This window comes from uncultured Nostoc sp. (genome assembly GCF_964245575.1).
GTDB lineage: Bacteria > Cyanobacteriota > Cyanobacteriia > Cyanobacteriales > Nostocaceae > Nostoc.
Genome location: NZ_CAXTNP010000005.1, coordinates 1 through 18,455, shown reverse-complemented (window position 1 = coordinate 18,455; position 18,455 = coordinate 1). Strand labels below are relative to the sequence as shown.

Here is an 18,455-nt window from a genome sequence, read left to right as displayed (position 1 = left end):
TGAGGTCAAGTTAGGAATTGAGGCAACATGGCGGAAATATCTGCAAAACTCGTCCAAGAGCTACGCCAAAAAACTGGTGCCGGCATGATGGACTGCAAAAAGGCGCTGATAGAGACTGAAGGCAACGTAGAAGAAGCCGCAGACTGGCTACGAAAAAAGGGCATCTCTAAGGCGGGGGCAAAAAGCGATCGCATTGCGGCAGAAGGTCTAGTAGACACTTACATTCAGCCCGGTGGTCGAGTGGGTGTACTCATAGAAGTCAACTGCCAAACCGACTTTGTTGCTCGTAACGAGGCTTTTAAAGCTTTAGTTAAGAATCTAGCAAAGCAAGCAGCGACTGCTAATAGTGTTGAGTCTTTGTTGGCTCAACCTTATATTGATAATGAAAATGCAACTGTAGAAGAATTCATCAAGCAAACCATTGCCACGCTCGGTGAAAATATCCAAGTGCGTCGCTTTGTGAATTTTGCACTAGCAGAAGGCACGCAAGGTGTAGTAGACAGCTACATTCACACTGGCGGTCGAGTTGGTGTATTGGTAGAACTCGGTTCTCAAACTGAGTCAGCAGCTACCAATCAAGAGTTCCAAACTTTGGCACGGAATACTGCAATGCAAGTTGCGGCTTGTCCAAATGTCGAGTATGTGAGCGTAGACCAAATTCCCGCCGAAGTTGCCCAAAAGGAAAAAGATATTGAAATGGGCAAGGATGATTTGGCGAACAAGCCAGATAACATCAAAGAAAAGATTGTTCAGGGACGGATTGAAAAACGCCTGAAAGAATTGACTTTGCTCGATCAGCCTTACATTCGCGATCAGAGTATTTCCGTGGAAGACCTCTTGAAGCAAGCAAAGGCGCAATTAGGCGAAGAGATTCAAGTGACCCGCTTTGTCCGCTATATACTCGGCGAAGGCATTGAAAAGCAAGAAATTAGCTTTGCTGATGAAGTCGCTGCACAAATGGGCAGTAAGTAATATAAGTAGAGACGCGATTAATCGCGTCTGTACAGGAGTTAAAAGTTAATAGGAAGTTGCTTTATAATTCATAATTCTTAATTCTTAACTGCTTAAAGGACAGGTCAAGCAAATAGCCTGACCTGTATTTTTTTAGTAGAGACGCGAAATATCGCATTTAATTTAAAATCTAAAATCCTCTGGAAAGTTATCCTAAAATAAATTTGTACATTTGTACTATGTAATAGTTCACATGGACAAGAACAAAAAGATATGGCAAGAGCAATCGAGCGAATTGAACGGGATATTGCAGCAATAAAAGAAGCGATTCGGGCGATCGCAGTAGAACTACAAAACGCTTATGCTAGTTATCTAAACACCTTGGGGCTAGCTGTACGAAAACAGTTGATTCTGGCGAGTTACCACCTTTGTACTCAGGGCTATCCTGAAAACTTTCTGCATTTGTCATTGAATCAGCGTCAACAATTGCAACAAGCCATCCGCAAGTTGGGTCAAGTGGCTGCAAAGCAGTTGCTTGGTTGTATAAAAAGTGAGGAAGTTGGGGAAAATGAGAGGGATGAGAGGGATGAGGAAGTAACATCCTCTTTATCTTCTGGACTTCTGGATACCTCTAATTCTCAGTCTTTCACCGCCGACACCTATAATCCTATAGAACTAGTAAAATGGCAACAGAACTTAGAAGAGGTCATGCAAGAAATACTGAAAAAACTTTCGCATGATGCTAATATTTTAATACAAAAATCTGGAGTATTACCGAAAAAATTACCAGAACCGATTTTAGCAGCTGCGGCTGCGGCGGCATCAGAAGCGTCTGGTGAGGCCATGCCAGGGCCACCCAACTTATTAAACTTAGTAATTGAAATTGAAAATGAGCAGCAGTCAGAAGATTCTGGACTGACGCAAATTATGGCTATTAACCTGCGGTTAGGAGAAATTGAATTTGCTGATGTAACACTCTCCTCTGAGCGCAGGCAAATCCGCAGTATTTTAGTTCAGCTAAACAAGCTAGGACGAGAGTATCAAAAGAAACATCGAGAAAAAGCGATCGCTGAAGCTGAAGCTGCATGGCGTGCTAGTTGGTTTGAATAAAGTTATGAGTTATGAATTATAAGTTATGAGTTATTTATTCCTAACTCCTGTACAGACGCGATTAATCGCGTCTGTACTCCTCACTCCTGTACAGACGCGATTAATCGCCTCTCCTAACTCCTAACTCTGCTGACCAATGACTAATGAAAAACCAGATTGGATACGATTGCACAAAGCCTTGGCAATAGAAGCCGAACGCGGCTTTACAGACTTGGTGGGCAGACAATACCGCTTCAGTGAATTTCTTAGCCTGACTTTGGGCAAATTTCCAACAGGCTTACCCCAAACTGAACGCCGCCGTTGGCAAGGACTAGCGGTGCAATTTGCTAGTTATCCACATCTCGCACAAGAAGAAAGACAACATTTAGTAGCAGAGACTCGTAGGTATCTCTCGCAACTACAGCAAGAGGAGCATGGGGAGCAGAGGAGCAAAGGAGCAGGGGAGCAAGGGAGAATTTATCAATCCAAAATCCAAGTTGCGCTTCCAGCGCACCAAAGGTGCGACCCAAAATCTAAAATTATCACTGAGGTAAGTCGGAGGCTTGCACCGAACATTGACCAAAAACTCAGCGATTTACCAGAAATAGGCTTCAAAAAAGCTGGTAATTTGGCACGGCTTGGTTTACACACCGTCCGCGATTTACTTTTCTACTATCCTCGTGACCACATTGATTATGCGCGTCAGGTGAATATCCGCGAGTTACAGGCAGGTGAGACGGTGACAATAGTGGCTACAGTGAAGCGTTGCAACTGCTTTACTAGCCCTAAAAATCAGAAGTTATCAATTTTAGAACTGGTCGTAAAAGATAACAGTGGTCAAATCAAAATTGGTCGTTTTTATGCAGGTACGCGCTTTAGCAGTCGCGCTTGGCAAGAAAGTTTAAAACGCCGTTATCCAGTGGGTAGTATTTTAGCGGCGTGTGGGTTGGTAAAAGAAAGTAAATACGGCTTGACACTAGATAATCCAGAATTAGAGGTTTTGGCAAATCCAGGAGATACCATTGAGTCGCTGAATATTGGGCGGGTAGTGCCAATTTATGGGCTGACTGAAGGCGTGGTGGCGAATACAGTGCGACAGGCGGTAATAGCTGCTTTACCTGCTGCGGCTCACCTGAAAGACCCTTTGCCAAATGGTTTGCGACAGAAGTATGGTTTGATGGAATTGAAAGATGCGATCGCTAATATCCATTTTCCCAATGATAGCGCCGTCCTGCAAGTTGCCCGTCGTCGCCTAGTATTTGATGAATTTTTCTACCTGCAACTTGGGTTATTGCAACGTCAGCAGCAAGCAAGGGCGATTCAAACCAGCGCCATCCTCGTTCCACGAGGTCAACTTGTAGAGAAATTCCATGAAATACTGCCTTTTCAACTCACTGGCGCACAGCAACGAGTCCTCAACGACATCCTCAACGATTTACAGAAACCTGTACCAATGAATCGTTTGGTGCAAGGCGATGTCGGTTCTGGTAAAACTGTCGTCGCTGTACTGGCTATCCTCGCAGCAATTCAATCTGGCTACCAAGCAGCGCTGATGGCTCCCACAGAAGTTTTGGCAGAACAACATTATCGCAAGTTAGTTAGTTGGTTTAACCTTTTGCATTTACCAGTGGAATTACTGACAGGTTCTACTAAAACTGCTAAACGAAGACAAATACATTCTCAGTTAGGAACTGGTGAATTACCTCTGTTAGTGGGAACCCATGCATTGATTCAAGACCCCGTAAACTTCCATCAACTGGGCTTAGTGGTCATAGATGAGCAGCATCGCTTTGGGGTAGAACAACGGGCGCGTTTGCAGCAAAAAGGTGAGCAACCCCATGTGTTAACTATGACAGCTACCCCGATTCCCAGAACCTTGGCTCTGACGATACACGGGGATTTGGATGTGAGCCAAATTGATGAGTTACCGCCAGGACGACAAAAGATTCAGACAACAGTCTTGTCAGGTCAGCAACGCAACCATGCTTACGACCTCATCCGCCGAGAAATTGCTCAAGGTAGACAAGTTTACGTGGTTTTGCCCTTGGTAGAAGAATCAGAAAAACTGGATCTGCGATCGGCTGTGGAGGAGCATCAAAAGTTACAAGAAAGCATTTTTCCTGACTTTCAAGTAGGGCTGCTACATGGTCGTATGAGTTCAGCCGACAAGGATGAAGCGATTACCAAATTTCGTGATAACCAAACACAAATTTTGGTTTCTACTACTGTTGTTGAAGTTGGTGTAGACGTACCTAATGCTACGGTTATGCTCATTGAAAATGCAGAGCGATTTGGCTTATCGCAACTGCACCAACTGCGGGGGCGCGTTGGTCGTGGCGCGGCTCAGTCTTACTGTCTGTTGATGAGCAGTTCTAGGAGTCCTGATGCTCAACAACGGTTGAAGGTATTGGAACAATCTCAGGATGGCTTTTTCATCTCAGAGATGGATATGCGTTTTCGTGGGCCAGGGCAAGTACTGGGAACTCGTCAATCTGGAGTGCCAGATTTTACCTTAGCAAGCTTGGTTGAAGATGAAGAAGTTTTACTTTTAGCGCGGCAAGCAGCAGAGAAAATAATAGAGACGGATGCAACTTTAGAGCGCTGGTATTTGATGAAAGAAGAGTTGAAATATCGGTATGAGCGATTGATGGGTGGGGCGATTTTGACATAATATATCTGAGTTTATTCGTAGTTACTTAGACTGTAAATAGCATAATGGTAATTCCGTTTACAGATAGAGAAATAGAGAAAGCTTGGCGAGATAATTGGTCTGCTTCTTGTATAACACCACGAACTAACGCTCATCGGTTACTCTTATTTTATGCAGTTGAATGTGGTTTGAAAGCAGTTTTGATGCGGAGAGAGAAACGGCGAACAAATCGTACCGATTTATGTAGAGATATTGAGAAATGCCAGCATGATGTGAACAAACTACTAGATTGTTTATCTGCTGGCAACAATTTGAAATTACCAGCACAGTTAAGTATGAAACCAATAAAAGGTAAAAGTGGCAAGGATGATGAAAGAAAATTTACTCCTGGAGAAGTTAACCAAATGTGGCGATATGGTGGATGCTCTTCATTAGCAGATACAACTGATGAAGAATTAGAAAATAAATTGTTAGAAATTGTCAAATGGATTAATGGAGAACTTGAAAGACTATGAAATCTCTAAGGCTACTGACATGGCTTGATGTTAGAAGAACTATTTGTCGTAAAACCCACTATGGCAGCAAACTACCAAATGGGGTATTAAGAATTCGTTGTTTCTCAGATGCTTTAGAAATTGGTCTGAAAAACGACCAGAGTATAGAAAATGCAAACTATACCTTAAAAGAATGGTTTGGCGACTGGTATCAAGAAGATCAGTCTCTTATACAACTCGACCTTGGTGATGCTACATTACCAGTGGAATTTATTCTCGGAGAAGAAGCATCTGCAATCGATATTTCTATACGTCCATTTTGGGAAGAAATTGCTTATATTGAAAATGATTCAGAAACAGAAAGTGTAATAGAAAGACAAGTTAAACTTCCAGATGCATATACTGAAAAGCCTAATTTAGTAGCCTTTTATTCTTTCAAGGGTGGTGTAGGTAGAACATTGAATTTAGCAGCGCATCTTTTTGCTGTACTGGATAGAGCTAAAGAACTAGATTTGTCTATTAATGTATTGGTTATTGATGCTGATTTAGAAGCTCCTGGTCTTACCTATTGGAATCGTTCAGAAAAGCAGCAACCATCTGTTTCTTTAATTGATTTTCTTGAAGTTTATCACTATTCTCCTATTGAAAGAGAACAAACACTCTCATTGTTTGCCAGAGAAGTTAAAAAATCTTCTAAATATGAAGGAAAATCAACTGTCTATTTTTTACCTGCCTGTCTTGATGATGATCAGGTATTAGATACACCTATTCTGCCAGAGCAGTTAGTTAGAAGTCCAGACGGAGCTTGGGAATGGGGCAATGCTATTCATAGTCTAGGTAAGGCTGTTGGTGCTGACTATGTATTCATTGATTTGAGAGCGGGTTTGAGTGAAATATCCAGCCCCATCATTTTTGATCCCAGAATTCAACGCTTTCTTGTGACAACAATCACCGAGCAATCAGTCATAGGTACAAGTCTTGTTTTAGAGCAAATTGGTAGAGTTGCACCGCCAGAAGAAAGAGTTGATGATAAAAGCTATTACGAGCCGTGTTTATTAATTAGTATGTTAATGCCAGAACTAAAGTCTTTACCAGCCTTTGAAGATGCATTGGTGAGATTTCAGTCTGCTTATGCACAGCCTGAAGAAGATAATTTATATGCTACAAGATTAGAAATAAAAGAAACCTATTTTGCCCAAGAATTACTATATATTAACAATTGGGAAGATTCCCGCTTAAAACTAAGTCCAACTTCAGTAATGAATGTAGCAAATGAGTGGGCTAAAGAACAGTTGTTTATAACCAATGATCAGGAATTGAAGTCAAAATCTATAAAAGAGCATCAGGTAATTGTTGAGGTTCGTAGACTCAGAGATTTGTGTCAGCAATATGAGTATGCTGAACAAGGCCGGGGAGAAGATTTATTAGTAACGGAACCATTGAAGAATTTAGCGACTAATTTTCGAGATGAATTACCTCATGTCGTATCAATTGGAGCTAAAGGTGCAGGAAAAACGTTTAACTATATACAGTTATCACGTTTTAAATACTGGGAAAGTTTTTTGAATCGTATAGATAATACTATTCAAGAATCACAGCTAAAAACACATATTTTTCCTTTCCTTGAATCAAGTAACATTAAAGATAATGCAAAAACTGTGATTAACGAAGCTAGAAAGGAGGTGAGATTAGCTTTGGGAGATAGTGTTCCTGAGTTTATACTTTCAGAATATGTGGATAGAATAAAAAGATCAATTGCAACTGAAAACTGGAGTGAACCAGAATGGACGGAATTCTGGATTGGTCAAATTGCAAAAGCTATAGGTGTGAATCCTGAAACACATAGTCTTAATATTCTTAACATCATAAATCGTGATTTGAAAGATAGAGGCTTACGTATTATCTTTCTGTTTGATGGATTAGAGGATATATTCTCAAACATTGCATCCAGCAATCAAGAAAAAATTGCCTTAAAAGCTTTGATTGATGATTTGCCAAAGAGATTATCAGAAATTAGGCAGTCTAACCTTGGGGTAATAATTTTTCTGCGCCGTGATTTTCTGCGTTATACAATTACTCAAAACTTAAAACAATTTGAAAATCTTTACCTTTCTTATGATCTATCTTGGGATCAAGATTCTTTTCTACGTTTAGTCTTTTGGATATGCAGCCAGTCTCAAGTAATAGATGCATCTCTAGTAGAGATTAACAGTTTAAATAAACAGAATATTATAGAGCGATTAGAAAAATTGTGGGGTAAAAGGCTAGGTTCAGATAACTCTAAAGAAGCATATACAGCTTCCTGGATATTTGCAGCTTTGACAGATTTTAATGGTAGGCTTCAAGCGAGAGATATTGTTCGTTTTTTGTTTCATGCAGCCGATATTACTGTAGAAATAACTAAAGAAGTGCAATTTGAAAAGTGGTCTACCAGCCGTATTTTACCTCCTCAAGCTATTCGCCGCGCTCTTAAGCCATGTAGTGAAAAGAAGGTGGAAGAAGCTAAGGAAGAATATCCATCTTTCAAAACTTGGGTTGAAGAAATACTACCTAAATATCCCCCTTCTGAACGAAAAATTCCTTTTGACGTAGAACAATTTGAAATGGATCAGCCGACAGTAAGAATGCTAGAGGAAATGGGGGTTATTTACGAAGATAAGGAAAAGGATAGCGAGGCACGATTTTATATGCCAGAAATCTTCCGCGAAGGTTTAGGTTTTTCAGGTACAGGAGCAAGACCTCGGATACTGGTTTTGAAGCGTAAGGTATTAGGAAAAGGGATTTTGTAATTTTACTTGTGTGTTATACCTAACTCTGTACTCATTACTTTTTAATCACGATGCTTGCTGCATTTCAGCATAAGCTTGATAAACACCTTTAACGTTATACCAGTTAAGAAAAATTCGGGCAATTTCTAAAGCTAATTGTGGTTTACCTAAATTAATTAGCCATTGCAACAATGGAGCCATTGTCCGTTCATTCAGCGCACCATTGAGTGATAAAATCCCCCAAAGTAAACGATGCAGCCAAGTCATTTGAATCATCATTCGCACTTCCCATATAGGATGCTTTTGATAAAACAAAACTCCCATACGTCCGCGTTGAATTTCTTGGTCAATCAATCGGGGAATTTGCTCTAATTTAAATGGTGGATGCCAGTGATAGCCGACGGCTTCGGGACATTTAATTAGTGTCAAACCTAGTTTTTTCAGTCGCACACCTAGTTCTAAATCTTCCCAGCCATAAAGTTGGAAACTAGTGTCAAAAAGTCCAGCTTTCTCTAGCCAATATTTAGGGATTGCCACATTTCCCGTAGCAAAAAAAGCTGCGGAAAAATCGGTTACTTTGTAGGGTTCAGCCGTTGGGTTGTTGAAATTACAAGTATTAATAACTGCACCGTAAGTAAAAAAGCGATCGCTCCCCAATTTCTCCTTTCCTTGCACTAGCGCCTCAGCGTGAGCATGTAAGAAATTATTCAGCACTACTAAATCACTATCAATAAATATAATCGTATCTCCCAGCGCCTGTTCTACCCCCAAATTTCGAGCCGCAGCAGGGCCAGCATGGTCTTGCTGAAACCAGCGTACATGTGGAAACTCTTCTTTGTGTGCTGCTAACCACTCCAATGTGCCATCAGTAGAACCATCATCCACCAAGACAATCTCGTAATCAGTAACCGAACTTGACTTACTTAATTCCTGCACCTCTAAAGCGCGGAGGCACTTTTCTAAAATCGGTTGGCGATTATAAGTCGGTATCACAACGCTGAAAAACACAGTCTCACCCACAACACTATTTATCCATCTCCAGGATAGGACAGATGTGACGCTGACACTGTTCCTTAGATAATTCTGGTTACGGAAATGGTAAATCTGCCCATATTACTTTCCAGTGCTCGCTATACCACCAAGAGTCATAGGTTCTGGTACAGGCTGAACCGGGAGGAACTTTGAAAAATGAAAATGATTAAACTAACTGTATTGGTAATAAGTGAATATACAAATTAGAAGCTCATATACTTGATAATTGTATTCGCATCTTATAGATATCTATTTGCGTATCAAAAAAATATTTATTACCTACATCATTAGGTTTTAAATAATGATTATCATTCTATAATATCAACTCGGAGGCTAATCGCAAGTTTTGATTACCAATAAACTTATGTGTAACTAGTAACAAATTCATACAGGATGATTGGTACTAAGTTTGCTGGAAATTATAAGTGTTAATTTACTTTAATTTTTCATTTTTAACAAAAGCATTACCATTTCTTAAATTAAGCGGGATAAATTTTTTTATAGTATTCACATACTAATGAATCTAAAAAAACATATTTTCAGAAGATATTGGTGAGTAATTTTATAAAAAAGTATAGAAAACAAAGTATTTCAGCATAGCTTGTTCAAAGACAATATTTGAGGATATAAATTCCGAATTGAGAAAATCCTAACCACAAATACGGTTGGTGATAATTTTTGAAGCTACTACTGTACTGTAAAAAGGTTTTTTGAGTAATGCTTTCACTTCAATGGTGTGGATGTGCAGATGATTGTGTAAAAGTAGTTAATAATTACCAAAAAGCAAAAAATTTGTGGATAACAGTAGGTTTACTCGCTATTTTTTTTGTTGCTGAGTGGAGTGTGGGTTTATGGAGTCAAAGTCTATCTTTACAGGCGGATGCAGGACACATTCTATCGGATATTACAGCCTTGGTGATATCGCTACTTGCTAGTTTTTTAGCACAGCAACCAGCTAATAAAAAAGCAACATTTGGACATCAGCGTATCGAAGTTTTAGCAGCTTTGGTGAATGGATTAGGTTTACTTGCGATCGCTACTTTTATCGTATTTGAAGCTATTCAACGCTGGCAACATCCAGCAGCAATTTTAGGCTTACCAATGTTAGCAATAGCAGTATTAGGCTTAATGGTCAATCTGCTCAATATTACTTTACTTCATCCCCACACTCACAACGACTTAAACCTGCGGGGAGCTTTGCTTCATGTCATCGCCGATACTGTTAGTTCTGTTGGCGTAATTATAGCTGCTTTAGCAGTTCATCTTTGGGATTGGTGGTGGGCAGATGTTGCTATTAGTATAGTCGTTGCAACTTTTACGGGTTTGAGTGCTTTACCTTTAGTGCAAGAAAGTTTAAGGATTTTTTTGGAGTATGCACCGGAATCAATAGACCCTGTTGAGGTGGAAATATCTCTCAAATCTTTTCCTGGTGTTGTTGAAGTAGAAAAACTTCACATCTGGACAATTAGCTTAGACAAGGTAATGCTTTGTACCAATTTGACAGTTGAATGTATAACTATCCAGGAACGCGATCGCTTACTTACTAAGTTGGAAACTCACATCCGAAAAACTTTTAATATTGCTGAGATAACTTTGCAGTTAACTAGCTGTATAAAACCTTCAGCGCTACAAATTCATCCTTTATTTAACCAAGATTTAGTTTTTAAGTTATCTGCCAATAAAACAAATTAAAATCTAGAACCTAGCTAAATAGATAGTTTTGATAATTATTAGTATGGTTTCTCAATTTTTTATCTAAATTTAGCTTTTAAATAATTTTTAAATATAATGCTTGTTGACATTTTTGCCAATTGTCAAAGCATAGCGATCGCTGATTGTAACTTGGTTATTTACTAAGAGGTTTCCTAATGATTACTCTAATTCAAAAATCCAAAATGATTTCAATACTGAAACAGTACAAACGCGCCTTGGTTTGGTTTATATCTGGTCTGGTTATGGCAGCTTTGTTGTTCTTAGGAACATCAAATCAACAACCAGCAACCGCCTCTGACCAAAGTCAAGCTACAGCCTCAACTGTGCCAGATGTGACTGCTACATACTCAGATTTTGGTGCTAGTCATCTAGAACCCAATTTTTATCAGTATTAACGGCTAACACTTACTCAATAAACTTTAAGGCACACTGCAATGATTTCATTTTTGCAAAAGTACAAGCGATTTCTAGCCTTTACTATGGCTGGCTTCCTCTGCACCGTTCTACTGGTATTTGGTAATTCTGTTTTTCAGCCGACTATGGCCGCTGGTAATGGAATTAACGTAATTATCATGATTGGCGATGGTATGGGTTGGAATATGGCACGGGCCGCAGCCGTTGCCAAAGGCGCTCCTTTTTACACAAGTGGTAAAGGCTCAGGTCTGAGCTTCCAAAAGCTAAGTGGATATGGATTGGTGACTACTTACGGCACAACAATTCAAGGAAATACACCAGCCAACCCAACAGACCAACCCCATCTAACAACTAACTCTGCTTTAGATGGGTCTAATCCACTCACTGGTGCAAGTCCTATTCGTCCCAACTTCTCATTCCAGCCTACTCCTTTTAATCCTGGCAATCGAGCTGATGGCAATAGCTTAGAGAATGGTAATCTGTCAGGTTATGACATCAGTAAGGGCGGCCCTGTTCCTTGGGTTCCTTTGACCCCTGCTAATTCTGGTACTTATGACAAAGATTACATCAAATATAGTTATCCCGACTCTGCTAATACAGCTACAACTCTGTATACGGGAGTAAAAAGCTTTAACAACGCGATGGGCGTAGACATTTACGAGAAGAAGTTGAAAACAATCCTGGAAATTGCCAAAGAAAAAGGTAAGTCTACAGGCTTGGTAACTTCCGTACCTGTTAGCCATGCAACACCTGGCGCTGCGGCTTCTTTCGTAAATCGTCGTAGTAAGTACGACAGTGTTTACGACCCCAGCAAGACCAACCAAGACAGCATTTTGCAACAGACATTGCTGAACTTTCAGCCCAATATTTTGTTGGGTGGCGGTCATCCCAAAGATTTTGAAAATCAAGCCACTACAAGTACAGCCGATGGCGTATTTAAGTATACGTATATTACAGAAGACACTTACCAGCATTTGAAGAATAATCCTACATCCAATCGTTACGGCTATACCTTTTTGGAACGCGGCCCTAATGCAGCTAAGACACTCCTAAAAACGGCTGCTAAAATCGACCCCAATAAGGGAGGCAGATTATTTGGTCTGTATGGTGCGCGTGGACAAGATGGCAACATTCCTACCAGCTCCTCTAAAGGTGACTACAGCAGTACAGGTCTGGGTAACTTCACACTTTATACCTCTGTTGTCAAGCCTGGAACTCCGGCTACCTGTCCATCAGGAAAGATAATAACTGGTAGTATTGGCGATTGTGTTCCTGTCATTGATGCAGCTGGTAATCCCATCGCTCCTAATGCTCCTGCACCCGATACTGTTCGTCCTCTGGCTCCTGGTGAAACTGATGCCAGCTTTATCGCCAAAGAAATTAACGAAAATCCAACTTTGGCTGATTTAACCAAAGCAGCTTTAACCGTTTTAGGTAAAGACAAAGATGGCTTCTGGCTGATGGTTGAGGGAGGCGATATCGATTGGGCTGCTCATGACAACAACATGGATAACCTGATTGGTACCATGAATGATTTTGATAAGGCAGTCCAGCAGGTAATTAGTTGGGTAGATAATCATGGTGGTTGGAGCAAGAACCTGCTACTGGTTACTGCTGACCATGACCATTACCTAACTCTGAATAATGACTTTGCCTCTAAATTGACTGCCAATCCTAACCCAAATCAGGCTAAAGGCTTGAAATATAACGCCAAGGACATCACCTTCGTCAAGCACAATCCTACTGATGCTGGTCACTTCTGGGGGTCTGATCCAAATTACAAATATCTCTGGGGTAGCCATAGCCGCCGCGTTGTACCTGTTTACTACCAAGGTGCTTACGCATCAACTCTGACCCGATCGCTAGGACAAGGTTTTCAGATTAAAGATAGCTCTGGTACTTACAGTGTCCCTGGTGTTCGGGGTGTGGTTGACCAAAGTCATATCTTCCAAGCCATGAAAACTGCGATCGCAAGTCCGTGAAATTAATACACCGCTTCACTAAACACTAACTGAAAAGCTTTGTGTTGCAGAGACGTGTGTAAGCACGTCTCTGTCTCAAAAAACTATTGCACCTGTTCTTTATCAAGGGTAAAAAATGACTGACTCCATCTTCAAGAAGTTAGCAGCTGCAACGGTAGGAACTGCTTTGATTTTTTCGTTAGGGGAGACTATCCCTGCTCAAGCAGCAGCCGTAACTTATAATTTTTCTAACGACGATAAAACTCTCACAGGCACTTTTTCATTTGACCAAGCAGCAGCAGACGATCAAGAAGTAACGATCGCAGAAGGTTTAAAGATTTCTGCTAGCTATGGTGGTCAGTCATACACTGAAGCTGATGATCCTTTAGCGTCAGTTTTCACTGACTTCTCAGGAACAATTTTTAACCAAGCAGGGTTAGGGTTATATTTTACACCTAGCGCTTTTAATGTCTACCGCGAAAATTTTATCAATCTGAACGATTCAAGTAGTGCAGGTGTTCAGACCGTCACTTATACCAGTGTTCCAGAGCCAAGTTTGATGCTTGGATTGTCTGTATTCGGGTTGAGTTTATTTTGGGTAAAAAGATAGCATCTTCTAAACCATCAAGCACAAAAGCTTAAATCAAATTATCAAGAATAACGGGGTAGGATTATCTACCCCGCAAATTTTTAAAATTAGAAAATCTCAAAGCTCAGATTCCCAATTTTTCTAAAAAGTTAGGGAATCTTGTTATTCACATAATAATTTAGGATTACTACATCGTTTTATTAGCATCAGACAAGAGTTAACGGTAATGTCTGGGTTTGCAGTTAATTAACCTATTAGTTGTTGCATGAATAAAATATACATGGATTGTTTAGATATAATAATGACTCATTGTTTGTTTTCCTAACTGGAGAAATTAATGGGTCGCGCCAAAAAGGTTGTCCTAGCATATTCTGGTGGAGTGGATACCTCCGTTTGCATCCCTTACCTCAAACAGGAGTGGGGTGTGGAAGAGGTGATTACCCTAGCAGCAGATTTAGGTCAGGGAGATGAATTAGAGCCAGTTCGAGAAAAAGCTCTGAAATCGGGTGCAAGTGAATCCCTCGTGGCGGATGTCAAAGACAGCTTCGTTAGAGATTACGCCTTTGGAGCGATTCAAGCCAACGCTCTTTATGAAAGTCGTTATCCTCTCGGAACTGCCCTTGCTCGTCCACTGATTGCCAAGGTATTAGTAGAAACGGCTGAAAAATATGGCGCTGATGCGATCGCTCACGGTTGCACCGGCAAAGGTAACGATCAGGTTCGCTTTGATGTCTCAGTTACCGCCTTAAACCCCAACCTAAAAATCCTCGCACCAGCCAGAGAATGGGGCATGAGCCGTGAGGAAACCATCGCTTATGGGGAAAAGTTTGGTATCCTCTCACCAGTCAAAAAATCCTCTCCCTACAGCATTGATAAAAATTTGCTCGGTCGTAGTATTGAAGCTGGTTTACTCGAAGATCCGTCATTTGAGCCACCAGAAGAAATTTATGAAATGACCAAAGCGATCGCTGATACTCCTAACGAGCCAGAGTACATCGAAATTGGCTTCCACGGTGGTATTCCGACAACCCTCAACGGTATAGCTAAAAAGCCAGTTGAACTAATTGAAGAACTCAATCAGGCGGCAGGAAATCACGGTATCGGACGGATCGACATGATCGAGAACCGTCTGGTGGGCATCAAATCGCGGGAAATCTACGAATCACCGGCAATGTTGGTGCTAATTCAGGCACATAGGGATTTAGAAAGTTTGACTTTGACGGCAGATGTCACCCATTACAAGCGTGGGATTGAAGAGACTTACAGCCAAATCGTTTACAACGGTTTGTGGTACAGTCCACTCAAAGTTGCCCTGGATGCCTTTATTCAAAAGACACAAGAGCAAGTCTCTGGAACCGTGCGAGTCAAGTTGTTCAAGGGCAACTCTACGATAGTTGGGCGTTCGAGTGATAATTCCCTCTATACTCCTGATTTAGCAACCTACGGAGCCGAAGACCAATTTGATCACAAAGCTGCTGAAGGCTTTATTTACGTTTGGGGGCTACCAACTCGTATTTGGTCGCAGAAAATTAAAAGTTAGCAATCATTCAATTTTAGATTTTGGGTCGCACCTTTGGTGCGCTGGAAGCGCAACTTGGATTTTGGATTGAAGGAGAAATCTAAAATCCAAAATTGGCAGAGTTAGGAGTTAAAAATGCAAAATACAAAAAGTAAAAAATAACTTTGTACAGACGCGATTAATCGCGTCTCTACTCCTCACTCCTCATTTTTTACTTTTCACTACTCGCTTCTTTAACTTGGCGAGACTCTAGCCACAGGGGCACAAAAATTAAGGTAGCCAATATCAGTAAGGCTGCGATCGCAAATTGACCCACCCAAGCAACTAATTGCTCTAAAGAAACAATTTTGCCAGCAAAAAAAGCCAATGTCACCATCAAGCTAGCCCAAGCAACTGCTCCTAAAAAGTTGTATAAAAAGAATTTTCCAAAGGGCATTTCGGCTATACCAGCTAGTGGTGCAGCAAAAACTCGCAACAATGCCAAAAAACGTCCAAAAAATACTGCTTTAGCACTATTTTGACTAAATTGATCTTTAATAGTCAGCAGCCGCACTTCAGAAACCCGAAAGAAGCTACCAACTTTTACCAGAAAAGGCCAACCGCTAACTCTACCAATCCAATAGCCACAAGTGCCGCCAATTACAGCACCCATAACTGCATCACCGAGAACCAGCCAGAAATTCAGTTCATCGCTGCCAGCTAAAAACCCGCCTACTAAGGTTACGGTTTCGCCAGGAAGGGGAATGCCTAAATTTTCTAGCAAAATTCCCAAAAAAATTGCCCAATACCCGTATGTATGGGCGACTTTCTGGATATTTTCTAGTGAAATCAGCTCTAAAGACATCCCGCACCACCGTCTTTACAAATTTTTACTTTTATTATATCATTGTTTGTTTATGCACGGGGTGTCAATTAAACCGCTACATAGAGCCATTGAGTCATTAGTTTAATTCTGAATAATCGATAAATTATAGTTTACGGTAACTATTAATTTTTTACTATTAATTATGCATTTTTTAGAGGTTCATACCAAAATTTCATAATTTATTACAAACAAATTAAAATTTTTATAAAAAATTTATAAATATCCAGTTAAATGATAAAAATCTTGTAAAAGATACGGTTGATACCGAAATTGTTAGGCGTTTATGCCTATATTGATGAAAGTTATCACAAATTATACGGCATGAATACTGAAATAATCACTCTCAACTGCACGACTGCAATTACCCAAATATCAGGGTAAAACAGTAATTTTGCTGTTGAAAGAAAAGAAGTATTAATGTCTTTTTTCAATTTCTCGTCAAGTATTCCAACTACCCTGTTAAATTTATGATTCTCACACAAGAACTTCAAGTGATTTTGTTTAAACCCCAAGCAAGTATAGATTTGGAAGGCGGTAAGACTTTGAGTGAACAGATGGCTAAAGTAGTGCCCCAAGCTCATCAACTCTGGATTATCGACCTAGCAGAAGTTAATTTCATGGACAGTTCTGGGTTAGTCCCTTTAGTAAAAGGGTTGAAAGCTGCACGTCAGAGTGGTTGTCGCTTGGTTCTATGCAACGTGCAAGATCCTGTACGGTTAATTTTGGAACTTACCCAACTAGATTCAGTGTTTGAAATTTTTCCCACTTATGAAGACATTTTTACCACCGTTAAAGATAACAGCCTGGTGCTAGCAGCCTAAATAATAAATCTACCTATAGATGGATGGTGGAGTCAAGCAATATTTGCATTATTTCATATTCTCAAATTAAAGAGAACGGTCTGGTGCTAGCAGGCTGATTTTCTTTTTTTCTAGAGAAGAATCTTGAGCCAAACTCATGGCTTTGACGTAGGTAATATCAATAAGCAGATGAATAAACCTGTTTATTGGAAGCCATCTACTAGTGCGTCAAGTTTAAATTGATGCATAAGCAAGTTCGTAGTAAGGACTTTAGTCCTAATGTTCTAAGCACGCTTTGTACTTACTACAAACTTTTCATTACTAACTTAGACATTGCACTAACTAAAGCAGCAAAATAAGAAATGACCAAAATCGGTCAAAACAATGCAATTATTTGTGAGACTCCCCAGCTTTTGAAATTACTCTGAACTAATTGTTATATAGCCGACATAACTAGTGCAAAAAAGCAGGAGGTAAGAAAGGTTATACTATCAGCCTTTGCGTTATTTATAACTCGATAGTTGTTATTTATTGCCTTAGTGTACTAGTACAGCAGGCGCGGAAATAAACATACCCTTCGGGTTCACCAGTCGCCTGCAAAGGGAAACCCTCCCGCAGCGCTGGTTCACCATTTCAAATGGCGCAAGAGCTTGGAATACAATTATAGATGAATGCGTGAATGTGTTGAATGCATGACTTCCGCCTTGCGGTACTAGTTAGATGTCTCTAAGACACTTTGTCGCGACAATTTCTTACCTGTTCAATTCCACCATAATGATCGCTTTAGACGTTTTGGGGAGTTGAAATGTTAGTTTCTTCGTCAGATGCTGGGCGGGGAAAATTTGGCAAATCAATGCCACTGTGACTAGCATTGCGAGTTTTGAGTGCTAAACGGTAACTCACACTTTGCAGTTCTGCTTGTAGTTGGCGATTTTCCCGTTGTAGCATTGCTACCTTTTCTCTGACTGGCCTCATCCGCTCTTCAAACTTCCGTCGGTAAATTTGAGGCAACTCTTGTACTACTTGCTCCAACATCCGACTGCGATCGGTGAGTTCTTGAACTGACTGTCGCAATTGGTAAATTTCGGAGTCACGAGTTGTAATTTGCTCTTGGTAGAACGCCACCTGCTGCTCCACAGCTTGGAGTTGTTCTTGCAAAGCCTGTAACTGGGTCAGATCGCGCTCAAGATCCGGCTGCTGGGGCATAAAATTAGTGTTACCCTTTACCAGCCGGAAGAGTTCTTGAGATAGTTGTTGCACTAAGGAATCACGAAGTTGCAACTCTTGGCGTAGCTGCGATACTTCCGTAGAGAGAACTTGAATATTGGGTGTATCAGATTGGCTCACAGTAGCTTACAGCTCCCATTCAGAATCTTGTCCACTCTTAGGTATAACTGCGGGAGTACTACCTTTGGCAAGTATTTGTTAATTTAGCATTCCCAAGCAAGTCACGGAAAAAGAAAAAACAAAATTTTATTGAATGGGATGGAGTATTAGGGAGTGGGGAGTGGAAAGAGGCAGAGGGGCACAAAGCAAGGAGCAGAGGGGAGAGAGAAAGAGGTAATTTTTTATTCTCCCCCTTGCCCCCAGAACTGCTTCTTCATCTCCCC

Annotated in this window: 14 protein-coding genes; 11 read left to right on the top strand and 3 right to left on the bottom strand. The window is 40.6% G+C overall.

The annotated features are described in order from the left end of the window. Positions 1–27: 27 nt before the first annotated feature. From tsf to ACFFAP_RS01405, 5 genes are all read left to right on the top strand, one after another. Positions 28–972: a translation elongation factor Ts gene (tsf, locus tag ACFFAP_RS01425; protein ID WP_375509549.1), complete on the top strand. Its 945-nt coding sequence runs from the start codon at positions 28–30 to the stop codon at positions 970–972. A 252-nt stretch (positions 973–1,224) separates the two neighbouring features. Next, positions 1,225–2,061, top strand: a complete 837-nt coding sequence (locus tag ACFFAP_RS01420; protein WP_375509548.1) for a hypothetical protein — start codon at positions 1,225–1,227, stop codon at positions 2,059–2,061. A 136-nt stretch (positions 2,062–2,197) separates the two neighbouring features. Further along, on the top strand, positions 2,198–4,711 hold the full coding sequence (recG, locus tag ACFFAP_RS01415; RefSeq protein ID WP_375509547.1) for an ATP-dependent DNA helicase RecG: 2,514 nt from the start codon (positions 2,198–2,200) through the stop codon (positions 4,709–4,711). Positions 4,712–4,755: 44 nt separating this feature from the next. Next, entirely contained in the window at positions 4,756–5,205 is a 450-nt protein-coding gene (locus tag ACFFAP_RS01410; RefSeq protein ID WP_375509546.1) for a hypothetical protein, read from the top strand. Further along, a complete protein-coding gene (locus tag ACFFAP_RS01405; protein WP_375509545.1) occupies positions 5,202–7,973 on the top strand; it encodes a ParA family protein in 2,772 nt (923 codons plus the stop codon). The genes ACFFAP_RS01410 and ACFFAP_RS01405 overlap by 4 nt, the downstream gene beginning before the upstream one ends. Before the next feature lie 45 nt (positions 7,974–8,018). On the opposite strand, the gene ACFFAP_RS01400 is transcribed toward ACFFAP_RS01405, so the two are convergent. After that, positions 8,019–8,972, bottom strand: a complete 954-nt coding sequence (locus ACFFAP_RS01400) for a glycosyltransferase family 2 protein (RefSeq protein ID WP_375509544.1) — start codon at positions 8,970–8,972, stop codon at positions 8,019–8,021. A gap of 729 nt (positions 8,973–9,701) precedes the next feature. Between ACFFAP_RS01400 and ACFFAP_RS01395 the strand changes: the two genes are divergently transcribed. The 5 genes from ACFFAP_RS01395 (at position 9,702) to ACFFAP_RS01375 (ending at position 15,201) form a co-directional block, all read left to right on the top strand. Further along, positions 9,702–10,676, top strand: a complete 975-nt coding sequence (locus ACFFAP_RS01395) for a cation diffusion facilitator family transporter (RefSeq protein ID WP_375509543.1) — start codon at positions 9,702–9,704, stop codon at positions 10,674–10,676. A gap of 203 nt (positions 10,677–10,879) precedes the next feature. After that, positions 10,880–11,092, top strand: coding sequence for a hypothetical protein (locus tag ACFFAP_RS01390; RefSeq protein WP_375509542.1), 213 nt, complete (start codon positions 10,880–10,882; stop codon positions 11,090–11,092). A 39-nt stretch (positions 11,093–11,131) separates the two neighbouring features. Continuing rightward, on the top strand, positions 11,132–13,093 hold the full coding sequence (locus tag ACFFAP_RS01385; RefSeq protein ID WP_375509541.1) for an alkaline phosphatase: 1,962 nt from the start codon (positions 11,132–11,134) through the stop codon (positions 13,091–13,093). 115 nt (positions 13,094–13,208) lie between these two features. Beyond that, positions 13,209–13,682: a PEP-CTERM sorting domain-containing protein gene (locus ACFFAP_RS01380; protein ID WP_375509540.1), complete on the top strand. Its 474-nt coding sequence runs from the start codon at positions 13,209–13,211 to the stop codon at positions 13,680–13,682. Positions 13,683–13,998: 316 nt separating this feature from the next. After that, complete coding sequence (locus ACFFAP_RS01375) at positions 13,999–15,201, top strand: argininosuccinate synthase (RefSeq protein ID WP_375509539.1); 1,203 nt, start codon at positions 13,999–14,001, stop codon at positions 15,199–15,201. 190 nt (positions 15,202–15,391) lie between these two features. On the opposite strand, the gene ACFFAP_RS01370 is transcribed toward ACFFAP_RS01375, so the two are convergent. Then, positions 15,392–16,024 carry a DedA family protein gene (locus ACFFAP_RS01370; RefSeq protein WP_375509538.1) on the bottom strand — a complete coding sequence of 211 codons (633 nt, stop codon included), beginning with the start codon at positions 16,022–16,024 and terminating at the stop codon, positions 15,392–15,394. Positions 16,025–16,512: 488 nt separating this feature from the next. Here ACFFAP_RS01370 and ACFFAP_RS01365 point away from each other — a divergent pair, with 488 nt between their 5' ends. Continuing rightward, positions 16,513–16,866, top strand: a complete 354-nt coding sequence (locus ACFFAP_RS01365) for an STAS domain-containing protein (protein WP_375509537.1) — start codon at positions 16,513–16,515, stop codon at positions 16,864–16,866. 762 nt (positions 16,867–17,628) lie between these two features. Here the strand turns inward: ACFFAP_RS01365 and ACFFAP_RS01360 are convergent. Then, complete coding sequence (locus tag ACFFAP_RS01360) at positions 17,629–18,192, bottom strand: Npun_F5560 family protein (protein WP_375509536.1); 564 nt, start codon at positions 18,190–18,192, stop codon at positions 17,629–17,631. Positions 18,193–18,455 lie beyond the last annotated feature (263 nt).

What these genes read in the sequence shown, in the direction of transcription:
- ACFFAP_RS01385 (WP_375509541.1), top strand. Translation starts at nt 11,132, where the DNA reads ATGATTTCATTTTTGCAAAAGTACAAGCGATTTCTAGCCTTTACTATG.
- ACFFAP_RS01395 (WP_375509543.1), top strand. Translation starts at nt 9,702, where the DNA reads ATGCTTTCACTTCAATGGTGTGGATGTGCAGATGATTGTGTAAAAGTA.
- ACFFAP_RS01420 (WP_375509548.1), top strand. Translation starts at nt 1,225, where the DNA reads ATGGCAAGAGCAATCGAGCGAATTGAACGGGATATTGCAGCAATAAAA.
- ACFFAP_RS01370 (WP_375509538.1), bottom strand. Translation starts at nt 16,024, where the DNA reads ATGTCTTTAGAGCTGATTTCACTAGAAAATATCCAGAAAGTCGCCCAT.
- ACFFAP_RS01390 (WP_375509542.1), top strand. Translation starts at nt 10,880, where the DNA reads ATGATTTCAATACTGAAACAGTACAAACGCGCCTTGGTTTGGTTTATA.
- ACFFAP_RS01380 (WP_375509540.1), top strand. Translation starts at nt 13,209, where the DNA reads ATGACTGACTCCATCTTCAAGAAGTTAGCAGCTGCAACGGTAGGAACT.
- recG (WP_375509547.1), top strand. Translation starts at nt 2,198, where the DNA reads ATGACTAATGAAAAACCAGATTGGATACGATTGCACAAAGCCTTGGCA.
- ACFFAP_RS01410 (WP_375509546.1), top strand. Translation starts at nt 4,756, where the DNA reads ATGGTAATTCCGTTTACAGATAGAGAAATAGAGAAAGCTTGGCGAGAT.
- ACFFAP_RS01375 (WP_375509539.1), top strand. Translation starts at nt 13,999, where the DNA reads ATGGGTCGCGCCAAAAAGGTTGTCCTAGCATATTCTGGTGGAGTGGAT.
- tsf (WP_375509549.1), top strand. Translation starts at nt 28, where the DNA reads ATGGCGGAAATATCTGCAAAACTCGTCCAAGAGCTACGCCAAAAAACT.
- ACFFAP_RS01405 (WP_375509545.1), top strand. Translation starts at nt 5,202, where the DNA reads ATGAAATCTCTAAGGCTACTGACATGGCTTGATGTTAGAAGAACTATT.
- ACFFAP_RS01365 (WP_375509537.1), top strand. Translation starts at nt 16,513, where the DNA reads ATGATTCTCACACAAGAACTTCAAGTGATTTTGTTTAAACCCCAAGCA.